Genomic DNA, 13,886 nt, shown 5'->3' on the forward strand with positions numbered 1-13,886 from the left:
GCCGGGCGTCGGCACACCTCGGGCGGGGCGGCCGCTGGGCCGTACGGAGCAGGTCCGGTGGGGCGGCGGTGCCGGCCGCCGTACGGTCCGGAGCATGCGCCGACCTCTGCTGACCTTCGCCGTACTCCTCACCCTGGCCCTCGGCTCCCTCGGGGCCGGGCCCTCCGACACCCCGTCGCTCCCGGACCGGCTGGCGGACACCGGTGGCGGCTCCCAGCTCATCACCGCCGAGGCCCCGGACACCGCCTCCACCACCGGCACGGTGACCTGGTGGGAGCGGCGCGGGGGCCGGTGGGTGGCGGCCGGGTCCGCGCCCGCGAGGTTCGGGGCGAACGGGCTGGCCGAGGGCGCCACCCGCGAGCAGGGCACCAGCACCACGCCGACCGGCCTGTACGACCTGCCCTACGCCTTCGGCATCGAGGACGCCCCGGCCGGGACCACCTATCCCTACCGCAAGGTGAACGACGACTCCTGGTGGTGCCAGGACAACGCCTCGCGCGCGTACAACCGCTGGGTGGAACCGCGCCCCGCCGACTGCCGGGCGGACGAGGCCGAGCACCTGGTCACCTACGGCACGCAGTACGCCCGCGCGCTGGTCATCGGTTTCAACTACGAGAGGCCCGTACGCAACCGGGGCGCCGGGATCTTCCTGCACGTCGACGGGCGCGGGGCGACGGCCGGGTGCGTCTCGGTCCCGGCGGAGGCCATGGCCGAGATCCTGGCCTGGGCGGCCCCGGAGCGGCGGCCGCACATCGCGGTCGGGACCAGCTCGGGCCCGACCGCGATCACGCGGTACTGAACGGAACGGTTCAGCGGTCGTTCTGAGCGAGCCTCAGCAGGTGATCGGCGAGCGCCTGGCCGCCGCTCGGGTCGCGGCTGATGAGCATCAGCGTGTCGTCGCCCGCGATCGTGCCGAGGATGTCGTGCAGTTCGGCCTGGTCGATGGCCGAGGCGAGGAACTGGGCGGCGCCCGGCGGCGTACGGAGCACCACCAGGTTGGCCGAGGCTTCCGCCGAGATGAGCAGTTCGGCCGAGAGCCTGCGCATCCGCTCCTCCTTGGCCGAGCCGCCCAGCGGCGCCTGCGGGGTGCGGAATCCGCCCTCGCTCGGCACCGCGTAGATCAGCTCGCCGCCGGTGTTGCGGATCTTCACCGCGCCCAGCTCGTCGAGGTCGCGGGAGAGCGTCGCCTGGGTGACGCTCAGCCCGTCGTCGGCGAGGAGCTTGGCCAGCTGGCTCTGCGAGCGGACCGGCTGCCGGTTCAGGATGTCCACGATCCGGCGGTGGCGGGCGGTGCGGGTCTGCGGCACGGAGGGCCCGCCGTGGTCGGTCTCCTGCTGCGCCTCGGTCATCGTCGTCGCCTCATTCTCCGGAGGGTCATGCTCCGGATCGTCCGTCCCCGTGTGCCGCGTCGAGAGCGCTCGGCAGGATCTCCAGGAACGCGTCCACCTCCGCGTCACCGATGATCAGCGGCGGCATGAGCCGTACGACGTCGGGGGCGGGTGCGTTCACCAGGAGGCCGGCTCCCTGGGCCGCCTGCTGCACCTGCGGTGCGAGGGGTCCGGTGAGCACGATACCCAGCAGCAGGCCGCTGCCACGGACATGGGAGACCAGCGGGTGTCCCAGCGCCTCCACGCCGTCGCGGATCCTCTCGCCGAGCCGCTTGACCTGGTCGAGGGCTCCGTCGGCGGCGAGGGTGTCCAGGACGGCGAGTCCGGCCGCGCAGGCGACCGGGTTGCCGCCGAACGTGGTGCCGTGGTGACCCGGCTTCAGCAGGTCGGCGGCCGGGCCGAACGCGACGGTCGCGCCGATCGGCAGCCCGCCGCCGAGCCCCTTGGCGAGGGTGACGAGGTCCGGCTCCACTCCCTGGTGGGCCTGGTGCTCGAACCACTGGCCGCACCGCCCGATCCCGGTCTGGACCTCGTCCAGGACGAGCAGGGTGCCGGTGGCCCGGGTGATCTCCCTGGCCGCCTCCAGATAGCCCTTGGGCGGGACGACGACCCCGTTCTCGCCCTGGACCGGCTCGATGACCACGAGCGCGGTGTCGGTGGTCACGGCCGCGCGCAGCGCGTCCACGTCCCCGTACGGCACATGCGTGACGTCACCGGGCAGGGGGAGGAACGGCTCCCGTTTGCCGGGCTGGCCGGTGAGGGCGAGCGCGCCCATGGTCCGGCCGTGGAAGCCTCCGTCGGTGGCGACCATGTGGGTGCGCCCGGTGAGCCGGCCGATCTTGAAGGCCGCTTCGTTGGCCTCGGCGCCGGAGTTGGCGAAGAAGACCCGGCCCGGGCGGCCGAAGAGCTGGAGCAGTCGCTCGGCGAGGGCGACCGGCGGTTCGGCGACGAACAGGTTCGACACGTGGCCGAGGGAGGCGATCTGGGTGGAGACGGCCTCGACGACGGCGGGGTGGGCGTGGCCGAGGGCGTTGACCGCGATGCCGCCGACGAAGTCGAGGTACCGGGTGCCGTCCGCGCCCCAGACGTGGGCGCCCTCACCGCGGACGAGCGACAGCTGCGGCGTACCGTAGTTGTCCATCAGCGCGCCCTGCCAGCGCGAGGTGAGTCCGGTGTCGGTTCCGGTGCCGGTCATGATTCCCCCTGTTCAGGCCCTGTGTGTACGTCGATGGGGGCGTCCGGCACGACCATCGTGCCGATGCCCTCGTCGGTGAAGATCTCCAGCAGGATCGAGTGCTGGACCCGGCCGTCGATGACACGGGCGGTCTCGACGCCGTTGCGTACGGCGTGCAGGCAGCCCTGCATCTTGGGGACCATGCCGCTGGACAGCTCGGGCAGCAGCTTCTCCAGCTGGGTGGCGGTGAGCCGGCTGATGACGTCGTCGCTGTGGGGCCAGTCCTCGTACAGACCCTCGACATCGGTGAGGACCATCAGCGTCTCGGCGTTCAGGGCGGCGGCGAGCGCGGCGGCCGCGGTGTCGGCGTTGACGTTGTAGACGTGGTGGTCGTCGGCGGAGCGGGCGATGGAGGAGACGACCGGGATACGGCCGTCGTCCAGCAGCGCCTGGATGGCCCCGATGTCGATGGCGGTGATCTCACCGACCCGGCCGATGTCGACGGACTCGCCGTCGATGGTGGGCCGGTGCTGGGTGGCGGTGATGGTGTGGGCGTCCTCGCCGGTCATGCCGACGGCGAGGGGGCCGTGCTGGTTGAGGAGGCCGACCAGCTCGCGCTGGACCTGTCCGGCGAGCACCATCCGTACGACGTCCATCGCCTCGGGGGTGGTGACCCGCAGCCCGGCCTTGAACTCGCTGACCAGGCCCTGCTTGTCGAGTTGGGCGCTGATCTGCGGGCCGCCGCCGTGCACGACGACGGGCTTGAGACCGGCCTGGCGCAGGAAGACGACGTCCTGGGCGAAGGCGGCCTTCAGCTCCTCGTCGATCATGGCGTTGCCGCCGAACTTGATGACGACGGTCTTGCCGTTGTGCCGGGTCAGCCAGGGCAGCGCCTCGATGAGGATCTGCGCCTTCGGGAGTGCGGTGTGCTTCCGCGCGGCGCTCATGAGCTGTACGCGCTGTTCTCGTGGACGTAGTCCGCGGTGAGGTCGTTGGCCCAGATGACGGCGGACTCGGTGCCCGCCGCGAGGTCGGCGGTGACCTTGACCTCCCGGTAGCGCATGTCGACGAGGTCGCGGTCCTCCCCCACGCCGCCGTTCTTGCAGACCCAGACGTCGTTGATGGCGACGTTGAGCTGGTCCGGCTCGAAGGCCGCCTTCGTCGTGCCGATCGCGGAGAGGACACGGCCCCAGTTGGGGTCCTCTCCGTGGATGGCGCACTTGAGGAGGTTGTTACGGGCGATGGACCGGCCGACCTCGACGGCGTCGTCCTCGGTGGCCGCGTTGATCACCTCGATCCGGATGTCCTTGGAGGCGCCCTCGGCGTCCCCGATGAGCTGCCGGGCGAGGTCCGCGCAGACGGCCCGGACGGCCTCGGCGAACTCGCCCTGCTCCGGGGTGATGCCGCAGGCGCCGGAGGCGAGCAGCAGCACGGTGTCGTTGGTGGACATGCAGCCGTCGGAGTCGATCCGGTCGAAGGTGGTCCGGGTGGCCTCGCGCAGGGCGGCGTCCAACTGTGGGGCTGCCACATCGGCGTCGGTGGTGAGGACGACGAGCATGGTGGCGAGGCCCGGGGCGAGCATGCCCGCGCCCTTGGCCATGCCGCCGACGGTCCATCCCTCGCCGCCCGCGACGGCCGTCTTGTGCACGGTGTCGGTGGTCTTGATGGCGATGGCGGCCTTCTCGCCACCGTGCTCGCTGAGGGCGGCGGCGGCCTTCTCGATGCCGGGGAGGAGCTTGTCCATGGGGAGCAGGAGCCCGATGAGCCCGGTGGAGGCGACGGCCACCTCTCCCGCGCTGTGCCCCTCCAGCACCTCGGCGACCTTCTCCGCCGTGGCGTGGGTGTCCTGGAATCCCTTGGGTCCCGTACAGGCGTTGGCGCCGCCGGAGTTGAGGACGACGGCGGTGACCTCGCCGCCCTTGAGGACCTGCTCGGACCAGAGCACCGGCGCGGCCTTGACGCGGTTGGAGGTGAAGACGCCCGCGGCGGCGCGACGAGGCCCGTTGTTGACCACGAGGGCCAGGTCCGGGTTACCGCTCTCCTTGATCCCCGCGGCGATGCCCGCCGCCGAGAATCCCTGTGCTGCCGTGACGCTCACTGCATCTCCTTGTTCGCTTCTCCGGCCGCGCTGCGCGGCGGCGCGGCATTCCTGGCCCTCCGCAGCCCGGCGGCTGCGCGCTCGTCGCTCACGGAGCGACTCCGATCGTCGTGAGCCCGGTGTCCTCGGGGAGCCCGAGGGCGATGTTCATGCTCTGCAGGGCGCCGCCCGCGGTGCCCTTGGCGAGATTGTCGATGGCACAGATGACGACGATCCGTCCGGCGGCCTCGTCGTGGGCGACCTGCACCTGTACGGCGTTGGAGCCGTACACCGCGGCGGTGGCGGGCCACTGCCCCTCGGGCAGGAGGTCCACGAACGGCTCGTCCGCGAACGCCTTCTCGTACACCGCCCGCAGGCCCTCCGCGCTCACTCCGGGCGTCGCCTTCGCGCTGCACGTGGCGAGGATGCCGCGCGGCATGGGGGCGAGGGTGGGCGTGAAGGAGACGGTGACCGGCTGCCCGGCGGCGGCGCTGAGGTTCTGGATCATCTCGGGCGTGTGGCGGTGACCGCCGCCGACGCCGTACGGGGTCATGTTGCCCATCACCTCGGAGCCGAGCAGATGGGGCTTGGCCGCCTTGCCCGCCCCGGAGGTGCCGGACGCGGCGACGATGACGGCCTCCGGCTCGGCGAGCCCCGCCGCGTACGCCGGGAAGAGCGCGAGGGACACGGCGGTCGGATAGCACCCCGGCACCGCGATCCGCTTCGACCCGGCGAGCCCGGCCCGCCCGCCCGGCAGCTCGGGCAGCCCGTAGGGCCAGGTCCCGGCGTGCGGGGACCCGTAGAACCTCTCCCAGTCCCCCGCGTCCTTCAGCCGGAAGTCGGCCCCCATGTCGACCACGAGGACCTCGTCCCCGAGCTGCTCGGCGACGGCGGCGGACTGCCCGTGCGGCAGGGCGAGGAAGACCACGTCGTGCCCGGCGAGGACGTCGGCGGTGGTGGGCTCCAGCACCCGTCCGGCCAGCGGCCGCAGATGAGGCTGGAGCGAGCCGAGCGTCTGCCCGGCGTTGGAGTGCCCGGTGAGGGCCCCGATCTCGACGCCGGGGTGCACCAGCAGAAGGCGGAGCAGCTCACCGCCGGCGTATCCGCTCGCCCCTGCCACCGCTGCGCGTACCACCATCGGAACCCTCCTCGTCGATGGCATGACTATACGCAGCGCTGCACTTTTATGCAATCAGTGCCCGGTGTGCGGAACGGGGCCGGTGCCCCCGCCCCGCGTACCCTCTTCCCCGTGCCCGGCTCACCCCCGTACCACGTCGCCGTCCTCGTGCTCGAAGGCGCGAAGCCCCTCGATGTCGGGATCCCCGCACAGGTGTTCACGACCCGTGCGAGCATGCCGTACGAGGTGCGGGTGTGCGGGGCGGCGCCCGGTCTCGTGGCCGGTGGGGACGGGCTGTCGTACGACGTCGCCCACGGGGTCGAGGCGCTCGTGTGGGCCGACATCGTCTTCGTACCCGGCTACCGGCACCCGGACCGTGACGACCCGCCGCCGGCCGTCGTCGACGCGCTGATCGCCGCCCACCGTCGCGGCGCCCGGCTCGCGGCCATCTCCACGGGGGCCTTCGCGCTCGCCGCCACGGGGCTCCTCGACGGCAGGCGGGCCACGACGCACTGGCACTACACACGGGCGCTCGCGGCGAGGCACCCGCTCGTCCGGGTCGACGAGAACGTCCTCTTCGTCGACGAGGGCACCGTGCTGACCTCGGCCGGGGCCGCTTCGGGTATCGACCTGTGCCTGCACATCCTCCGGGGTGATCTGGGGGTCGCCGCGTCGAACCATGCGGCGCGGCGGCTGGTGGCGGCCCCCTACCGCAGCGGCGGTCAGGCGCAGTACGTGCCGCGCAGTGTGCCCGAACCGCTCGGCGAGCGGTTCGCCGCCACCCGGGAGTGGGCGCTGCACCGGCTCGCCGAGCACCTCACCCTCGACACCCTCGCCCGGCACGCGGCGGTCTCGCCGCGTACGCTCTCGCGGCGCTTCGTCGAGGACACCGGGTACACGCCGATGCAGTGGGTCATGCGGGCCCGTATCGACGTGGCCCGTGAGCTGCTGGAGCGTTCGGAGCGGGGCATCGAACAGATCGCCGCCGACGTCGGTCTCGGCACCGGCGCCAATCTGCGGCTGCACTTCCAGCGCATCCTCGGGACGACGCCGAGCGAGTACCGGCGGACCTTCGCCCCGGGCGACTAGAGCCTGGCGCGATCCTTTCGGACCGTGGCGATCACGCCGCTGTCGACGGCGGACGGCGCGCGAGAACCTGGTGGCGAACCCGCAGGGACCGGAAGGGACACCACCACTCATGACCCGCATCGCCATCAACGGATTCGGCCGCATCGGACGCAATGTGCTGCGCGCGCTGCTGGAGCGCGACAGCGGCCTGGAGGTCGTCGCCGTCAACGACCTCACGGAGCCCGGCACGCTGGCGCGGCTGCTCGCCTTCGACAGCACGGCCGGACGGCTCGGCCGCCCGGTCACCGTCGACGGGGACACCCTGGTCGTGGACGGCCACCGCATCACCGTGCTCGCCGAGCGCGAACCGGCGCAGCTGCCGTGGGCCCGGCTCGGCGTCGACATCGTGCTGGAGGCGACCGGCCGCTTCACCTCGGCCGAGGCCGCCCGTGCGCACCTCGACGCGGGGGCGAAGAAGGTGCTGATCAGCGCACCGGCGACCGGCGCCGACGTCACCCTCGCGTTCGGGGTCAACACCGACGCGTACGACCCGGCCGCCCACACGATCGTGTCGAACGCCTCCTGCACGACCAACGCGCTCGCGCCGCTGGCCAAGGTGCTGGACGATCTGGCCGGCATCGAGCACGGCTTCATGACGACGGTGCACGCCTACACGCAGGAGCAGAACCTCCAGGACGGCCCGCACCGCGACGCCCGCCGCGCCCGCGCGGCCGCCGTCAACATCGTGCCGACCACGACCGGCGCCGCCAAGGCGATCGGCCTCGTGCTGCCGAACCTCGACGGCAAGCTGTCGGGCGACTCGATCCGCGTACCGGTCCCGGTCGGGTCGATCGTCGAACTCAACACGACCGTCGCGCGCGACGTGACGCGCGATGACGTGCTGGAGGCGTACCGCGCCGCGGCGCAGGGCCCGCTCGCGGGCGTACTCGAATACTCGGACGACGCGCTCGTGTCGTCCGACATCACGGGCAACCCCGCCTCGTCGATCTTCGACTCGGCGCTCACCCGCGTCGACGGCCGCCATGTGAAGGTGGTCGCCTGGTACGACAACGAGTGGGGCTTCTCGAACCGTGTGATCGACACGCTCGCACTCCTCGCCGCCGGCTGACCGGGGCCCTCCTCACCGCGCCTGCGGGCTGGTTCCGGTACTCCGTCCGATCGGCAGACCCGGAGGCAGGTTGATCACCGGTCGGCCGGAGCGGCGTCTCGTACATCTGTCTCACCCTGCCGCACGAGCAGTCCGACAAGGCCCTGGACACCCTCCCGGAGGTGGTCGGGATCGGGGAGGACGCCGTCGCGTTCCGCGGAGACGCGCACAGGGACGCGGAGCAGCGGACCGGCGCGGCGCGGGATGACGGCTCTCCGACGAAGCAGCCGACGTCGCCTGGGCGCGCGCCCTCCGCGCTAGGTTCCGGCGTGCCGTCGGCAGAGCCCGGTGACTCGCCCGGGCCTTTTCGTACGGCGATAGCGTGGGCCCATGATCGTATGGCTCAACGGCACCCACGGCGCGGGCAAGACGACGACCAGCGCACTGGTCCGGCAACTGATCCCGGATTCACGGGTGTTCGACGCCGAGAAGGTCGGCGAGACGCTCATGGACATCAAGCCCGGGCTGCCCGGGACGGACAACTTCCAGCACTGGCCGCCGTGGCGGCCGCTCGTGGTCGAGACCGCCCGCCACGTACTCGACTACACCGGCGGCACCCTGGTGATGCCCATGACGGTCCTGGTCGAGGCGTACTGGCGCGAGATCAGCGCGGGCCTCGCCCAACACGGCATCCCGGTAAGGCACTTCGTGCTCCATGCCGACCAGGACACGCTCCGCACCCGGATCGAGGGGGACACCGACATGGGCCCCTCCGCATTCCGCCTCAAGTACCTGGAGCCGTACGCGGAGGCGGCCCGCACGTGGCTGCACAGCGAGGCGGAGGTCGTCGACACGACGCACCTCACACCGGCGGAGGCGGCGCGGCGGATCGCTGGGGCCGTCAGAGGAAGAGACCGAAGAGTCCGGCCCAAGCCAGGGTCAACCGCGGGTCGAAGGACCAGCTCAGGCGGGCGATCAGCGCCGGTGCGGCAAGCACGGCGCAGGCGAGCGGGGTGAGGACCACCTCGGCGACGGCCTCTCCGAACGGGCCGTCATGAAGAGCGCGGAACGGTCCGCTCCCCCGTGGACCGTGCGATCGGCGACCCCCGTCGCGACGCCCCTCCCGGTCCTCTCGTCACCGGCCGAAGCCCCCCGGGAGAGGCTGCTCCCTACCGGATCAGAGGAGGTCGGCCAGGCGCTTGCACGCGGCCCGGGTGCCCGGTACGGCGGTGCCGTCGATCGCGCCGGTGTAGCCGTACGAGCGCTTCAGCCAGCCCTGGACCTTCGTCGCCTGCGCGATGCTCAGGCCGAGGTTGACGACCGCGAGCGGCGCGACCGCCTCGGCGGCCTGCTGGGCCCGGCGTCGCCGCGAAGCCGGTGCCGGGCCCTGAGCTGCTGGGACGCCGTCCACGGGATCGGCCGGACGGAACGTCGGGACACGGATGCGAAGGGATGGCGGGGGTGGGGTGGGTCGCGATGAGGTGGGCCGGGGTGGTGCATGGGTTTGCGTACGGGAGCGAGGGGGCGGATGTGCCGGGGCACGCGTACGGGAGCGGAGGGCCTCGACGTAACGGGGTACGCGCACCGGGGCCGGGGGCGGCCCCGGCCTACCGGCCGCGCGGCTTTCCGCGTTTGCCGGGCGTCTTGGCACCCGGCTGGCCGGACCTGCCTCCCTTGGGCGCGCCCGCGCGGCGGCCCGTACCGGACTGCTTGCCGCCGGGTGCGGGCTTGCGGCCGGAGCCGGTGCCCGTCGCCGCCCGCTTGGCCTTCGCCTTCTCCTTGGCCGACGGCTGCGGCGGGGTGGCGACGCGGCCCCGGGTGCTGTTGACCGTGCGCCCCCGGACGATTCCGATGAACTCCTCCACCAGGTCCGGAGTCGGGTCCTCCTGCGGCCACGACAGGGCGACGCGGGACTCGGGGGCCTCCAGGACCGGGCGGTAGGTGAGGTCCTTGCGGTGGTGCAGGCGGGCCAGGGACTGCGGGACGAGGAGGACGCCGACGCCCGCCGCCACCAGTTCGATCGCGTCCGCCGTGGTGGCCGGGCGCTCGAGCGCGGGGCGGCCGGGAAGCCTGTCCCAGTCGAGGAGGTCGTCTAGGGGGTGCAGGACGATCTCGTCGGCCAGGTCGGCGAGCGTCACCTCTTCGGCCGCCGTGGCGACGTGGTCCTTGGGGATCACGACGACGGTCGTCTCGGTGTAGAGGGGGATCGCGCTGAGGACGTCCCGGTCGACCGGCAGCCGTACGAGACCGGCCTCCGCCCCGCCGTCCGCCAGCAGCCGCGAGGCCTCGGCCGCGGGGACCTGGACGAGCTCCAGGGGGGTGCCGGGCAGCCGCTCGTGCCAGACCCTCACCCACTTGGTGGGCGTCACGCCGGGGACGTACGCGAGCCTGAAGGATGAGGGGGTGTCCGAGCCTGTCACGGAACCAGGCTACCGGCCGGGTCGCCACCGGCCCGCCCCGGTCGGCGGTGAGTGGTCGGAGGTATGTCCCATGGTCGATACCCTGGACCCATGACGTCGCACAAGACCGCCCAGACCATGAAGCCCGCCACCGCGGCGAAGAAGCTGGGTGTGTACCTCCAGGCCACCCCCGCCGAGTTCCAGGAGGGTGCCGTCTCGCGCACCGAGCTCAACGCCCTCCAGACCGACCCGCCCGCCTGGCTGGTGGAGCTGCGCCGCACCGGGCCGCACCCCCGTCCGGTGGTCGCGGTGAAGCTCGGCATCTCCATCGCGGGGCTCGCCCGCGGCGGGGTCACCGATGCCCTCACCACCGAGCAGATCGACGCCCTGAAGGACGAGATGCCCGAGTGGCTCCAGAAGGAGCGGGCCACTCAGGCGGAGGTCCGCAAGGAGGCCGCCCGCATCAAGGAGCGCAACGCGGAGCGCGCTGCCCAGGCGAACTGACCGCGAGCGGCTGAGATACCGGGAAGCCCGGCCGACGCATCGCGTCGGCCGGGCTTCCCGTGTTCCGGGAGTGCCGGGCCTGGAGGCCCGCTCCGGTCAGAGAACGCCGGACTCGGCGATGGTGACCTTGGCGCGGGTGCGGCCGCTGGAGGAGCCGAGCGCCTCGATCTTGCGGACCAGGGCCAGGCTGTCCTCGTCGGCGACCTCACCGAAGACCACGTGCTTGCCGTCCAGCCACGGGGTGAGCACCGTGGTGATGAAGAACTGCGAGCCGTTGGTGTTCGGGCCGGCGTTGGCCATCGAGAGCAGGCCGACGCGGTCGTGCTTGAGCTTGAAGTTCTCGTCGGCGAACTTCTCGCCGTAGATGCTCTTGCCGCCGGTGCCGTCACCGCGGGTGAAGTCCCCGCCCTGGAGCATGAAGTCGGTGATGACGCGGTGGAAGGACGAGCCGGCGTAGCCGAAGCCCTTCTCACCGGTGGCGAGCGCGCGGAAGTTCTCCGTCGTCTTGGGGACGACGTCGTCGAACAGGTTGAACGTGATCCGCCCTGCGGGCGCGTCGTCGATGGTGATGTCGAAGTAGACCTTGGTTGTCATGGTGACATCCTCACATTCCTGGCAACCGCAGGCGAAACCCGGGTTGGGTCGGCGGTGTGGAATGTTGCGTTCCGCTCACCCCCGGGCCGTGTCCCCGAGGGCCGCGTAGACCGCTTCGACCAGGGCCGTCTTGCGGGGATCGTCGGCCACGCCCGAGCCCATGCGGTTCATGACGTACCCGAGGGCGATCCCCGCTTCCGGGTCGGCCAGCCCGCAGGAGCCGCCCGCGCCGTCGTGGCCCATCGCCCGCGGGTTGGGCCCGTAGGAGCGGTTGGGGCCGCTCAGCCAGAGACCGAGGGCGATCTCCGTCTCCTGGGCGAAGGCGTCGCCGAGGACGAGGTCGCGGCAGGCGCCCTGGCTCTCGCGGACGCGTTCGGCGGCCCGTTCGGAGAGGATGCGGCGGCCGTCGATCGTGCCGCGCCCGGCGAGGATGCCGTAGAGCGCGGCGACCGCGCGGGCGGTGCCGTGGCCGTTGGCGGCGGGGATCTCGGCGGCGCGCCAGGCGGGCGTGTTGGCGGCGGCCCGGCCGGTGGGCGGGTTGAGCAGGGAGGCGACGGCGACCGGCTCCATCCGGGCCAGGAGAGCGGCCTGGGCGGCGCGGTCGGTACGTTCCTGGACGAGTTCGGCGAGCCGGTGGGTCTCCTTCTCCGGGAGGCCGAAGGTGAAGTCGATGCCGAGCGGGCCGGTGATCTCCTGCCGCAGGAACTCCCCCGGCAGCACGCCGGTGACCCGGCGGACCACCTCGCCGACGAGGAACCCGTACGAGATCGCGTGGTAGCCGGACCGGGTCCCCGGCTCCCACATGGGTGCGGTGGCGGCGAGCCGGGCGCAGGTCAGCTCCCAGTCGTACAGCTCGTCGAGGGTGTGCGGTACGTCGATCCCGGCGACCCCGGAGCGGTGCGAGAGAAGATGGCGTACGAGGACGGCCTCCTTCCCGTTCGCCGCGAACTCCGGCCAGTACGCGGCCACGGGGGCATCCAGGTCGAGGAGGCCCCGGTCGGCGAGGATGTGGGCGCAGAGCGCGGTGGGGCCCTTGCTCGTGGACCAGACGTTGACCAGGGTGTCCCGCTCCCAGGGGTGGCTGCGGGCCTCGTCGGCCCAGCCGCCCCAGAGGTCCACCACGGGGACGCCGCCGGCGAGGACGGTGACCGCCGCGCCCAGTTCGCCGCGGGCCGTGAAGTTCTCCTCGAAGGCGTCCCGGACCCCGGCGAACCGGTCGTCGCAGTGGCCGTGGATCCGGGTCACGTGGGCTCCTTCGGTACGTCGCGGGACCGGCGTCCCTGCAACGTACCGACTGGTCGGACGGGAGGGAAGGGTAGGTGGGTGGCCGGGTGGGCAGGTGCCGACCGGGGTCGGGGTCGGGGGCGGGGTCGAGGTCGGTGTCGGGGACCGGCCTGGGGTCAGTGGATGCCGGATTCCAGGCTCAGGCTCCAGCGGCCGGGCGAACCGGCGAGCGTGATCGTGGAGAGCGGGCGGACATCGATGTTCCAGTACGCCGTCGGCGGCACGTTCAGCGCGTAGACGAGGGCCGCACGGACCACGGCGGGTTCGGCGACCGCGACGATGAACCCGTCGCAGGCCGGGCGGGTGTCCAGCCAGCTCCCGACCCGCCCGATGAAGGTGAGGAGGGACTCCCCGCCGTGCGGGGAGCCGCCCGGGTCGGCGAACCACGCCTCCACGGCGGCCGGTTCCCGGGCGGCGACCTCGGCCAGGGTCATCCCGCGCCAGCGGCCCATGTCACAGTCGCGCAGGGCGGGCTGGGCCATCGGCGCGTAGCCGAGCGCGTCGCCGGTGGCGCGGCTGCGTGGGGTGGGCGAGCAGTACCGCAGCTCGGCAGCCCCGAGCGCGACGAGGGTGTGGGCGACGAGCTGCACCTCGTGCCAGCCGGCGTGGTCGAGGGGCCGGTCGTCGTCGAAGCGCTCGGCCAGGCGCGGCGAGGTACGCGCCGCCGCGACCAGGGTGACCCGCTGCGTCATGGCCGGATGCGTCATGGCCGGATGGTGGTGCCGAACGCGTGTCCGGTCAAGAGGGCATCGGTTCGGGGGGCGTGGGTGGGGCGGGAGCGGGAGGCCGGGGGCAGTGGCCGGTGGCGGTCGTGGGCCGGGCGCGCAGACCGTGGGCCGGGGGCGGAGGATCATGGGCCGCAGGCCGTGGGCAGTGGTTGGTCGCGGTGGGCCTCAGGGCGCGGGCCGGGCGCCAACGACCGTGAGCCGGGGGCGAAGGCCGTGGGACCAAGCCTTGGAGCTTGGGCCGGAGGCCGCGTGGCCCGGGCGCGGTGGTGAGGGGCACCGCGTGCCGTGGGGGCCTGGCGCGGTGGCGGTGGGCGCCAGACCGTGGGCCGGGCACCGGAGCTGGGGCGAGAGGCAGAAGGCGACCCCGACGCCATCGGCCGCCGGGCGGCTGTGGGGCCGGTCGCACGCCGGACACGTACCGGGGCCGCGATCAGCCGCCGGACGC

At 72.8% G+C, this 13,886-nt stretch carries 14 protein-coding genes and 1 pseudogene; 5 read left to right on the forward strand and 10 right to left on the reverse strand.

Annotated elements, in window-relative coordinates:
• Positions 1-94 precede the first annotated feature (94 nt).
• On the forward strand, positions 95-799 hold the full coding sequence (locus tag D6270_RS04920) for a L,D-transpeptidase family protein (RefSeq protein ID WP_109167585.1): 705 nt from the start codon (positions 95-97) through the stop codon (positions 797-799).
• Positions 800-809: 10 nt separating this feature from the next.
• Here D6270_RS04920 and D6270_RS04925 read toward each other — a convergent pair whose 3' ends face one another.
• The 5 genes from D6270_RS04925 to argC form a co-directional block, all read right to left on the reverse strand.
• On the reverse strand, positions 810-1,349 hold the full coding sequence (locus tag D6270_RS04925; RefSeq protein WP_109166564.1) for an arginine repressor: 540 nt from the start codon (positions 1,347-1,349) through the stop codon (positions 810-812).
• A gap of 25 nt (positions 1,350-1,374) precedes the next feature.
• Positions 1,375-2,583, reverse strand: coding sequence for an acetylornithine transaminase (locus tag D6270_RS04930; RefSeq protein ID WP_109166563.1), 1,209 nt, complete (start codon positions 2,581-2,583; stop codon positions 1,375-1,377).
• Complete coding sequence (gene argB, locus D6270_RS04935; protein WP_109166562.1) at positions 2,580-3,509, reverse strand: acetylglutamate kinase; 930 nt, start codon at positions 3,507-3,509, stop codon at positions 2,580-2,582. The genes D6270_RS04930 and argB overlap by 4 nt, the downstream gene beginning before the upstream one ends.
• Entirely contained in the window at positions 3,506-4,660 is a 1,155-nt protein-coding gene (gene argJ / locus D6270_RS04940; RefSeq protein WP_109166561.1) for a bifunctional glutamate N-acetyltransferase/amino-acid acetyltransferase ArgJ, read from the reverse strand. The genes argB and argJ overlap by 4 nt, the downstream gene beginning before the upstream one ends.
• 88 nt (positions 4,661-4,748) lie before the next feature.
• Positions 4,749-5,777 (reverse strand): N-acetyl-gamma-glutamyl-phosphate reductase, encoded by a 1,029-nt coding sequence (gene argC / locus D6270_RS04945; RefSeq protein ID WP_109166560.1) that lies wholly within the window; start codon positions 5,775-5,777, stop codon positions 4,749-4,751.
• A gap of 111 nt (positions 5,778-5,888) precedes the next feature.
• Between argC and D6270_RS04950 the strand changes: the two genes are divergently transcribed.
• From D6270_RS04950 to D6270_RS04960, 3 genes and pseudogenes are all read left to right on the forward strand, one after another.
• Positions 5,889-6,845 carry a GlxA family transcriptional regulator gene (locus tag D6270_RS04950; RefSeq protein ID WP_109167584.1) on the forward strand — a complete coding sequence of 319 codons (957 nt, stop codon included), beginning with the start codon at positions 5,889-5,891 and terminating at the stop codon, positions 6,843-6,845.
• 109 nt (positions 6,846-6,954) lie between these two features.
• On the forward strand, positions 6,955-7,953 hold the full coding sequence (gap, locus tag D6270_RS04955) for a type I glyceraldehyde-3-phosphate dehydrogenase (protein ID WP_109166559.1): 999 nt from the start codon (positions 6,955-6,957) through the stop codon (positions 7,951-7,953).
• A 369-nt stretch (positions 7,954-8,322) separates the two neighbouring features.
• A pseudogene (locus tag D6270_RS04960) lies at positions 8,323-8,838 on the forward strand (AAA family ATPase); the annotation flags it as partial.
• A gap of 271 nt (positions 8,839-9,109) precedes the next feature.
• Here the strand turns inward: D6270_RS04960 and D6270_RS04970 are convergent.
• Positions 9,110-9,343, reverse strand: coding sequence for a hypothetical protein (locus tag D6270_RS04970; protein WP_109166558.1), 234 nt, complete (start codon positions 9,341-9,343; stop codon positions 9,110-9,112).
• Positions 9,344-9,539: 196 nt separating this feature from the next.
• A complete protein-coding gene (locus D6270_RS04975; RefSeq protein WP_109166557.1) occupies positions 9,540-10,352 on the reverse strand; it encodes a LysR family transcriptional regulator substrate-binding protein in 813 nt (270 codons plus the stop codon).
• A gap of 90 nt (positions 10,353-10,442) precedes the next feature.
• Between D6270_RS04975 and D6270_RS04980 the strand changes: the two genes are divergently transcribed.
• The gene (locus D6270_RS04980; RefSeq protein ID WP_109166556.1) at positions 10,443-10,835 is read left to right on the forward strand and encodes a DUF5997 family protein; all 393 of its coding nucleotides are present in this window, start codon (positions 10,443-10,445) and stop codon (positions 10,833-10,835) included.
• 96 nt (positions 10,836-10,931) lie between these two features.
• On the opposite strand, the gene D6270_RS04985 is transcribed toward D6270_RS04980, so the two are convergent.
• From D6270_RS04985 to D6270_RS04995, 3 genes are all read right to left on the reverse strand, one after another.
• On the reverse strand, positions 10,932-11,429 hold the full coding sequence (locus D6270_RS04985; protein ID WP_109166555.1) for a peptidylprolyl isomerase: 498 nt from the start codon (positions 11,427-11,429) through the stop codon (positions 10,932-10,934).
• Between the two features lie 75 nt (positions 11,430-11,504).
• On the reverse strand, positions 11,505-12,674 hold the full coding sequence (locus D6270_RS04990; RefSeq protein WP_109166554.1) for a serine hydrolase domain-containing protein: 1,170 nt from the start codon (positions 12,672-12,674) through the stop codon (positions 11,505-11,507).
• Between the two features lie 155 nt (positions 12,675-12,829).
• On the reverse strand, positions 12,830-13,405 hold the full coding sequence (locus D6270_RS04995) for a histidine phosphatase family protein (RefSeq protein WP_109167583.1): 576 nt from the start codon (positions 13,403-13,405) through the stop codon (positions 12,830-12,832).
• Between the last annotated feature and the right edge of the window lie 481 nt (positions 13,406-13,886).

It is taken from the genome of Streptomyces griseus subsp. griseus (genome assembly GCF_003610995.1).
Classification (GTDB): domain Bacteria; phylum Actinomycetota; class Actinomycetes; order Streptomycetales; family Streptomycetaceae; genus Streptomyces.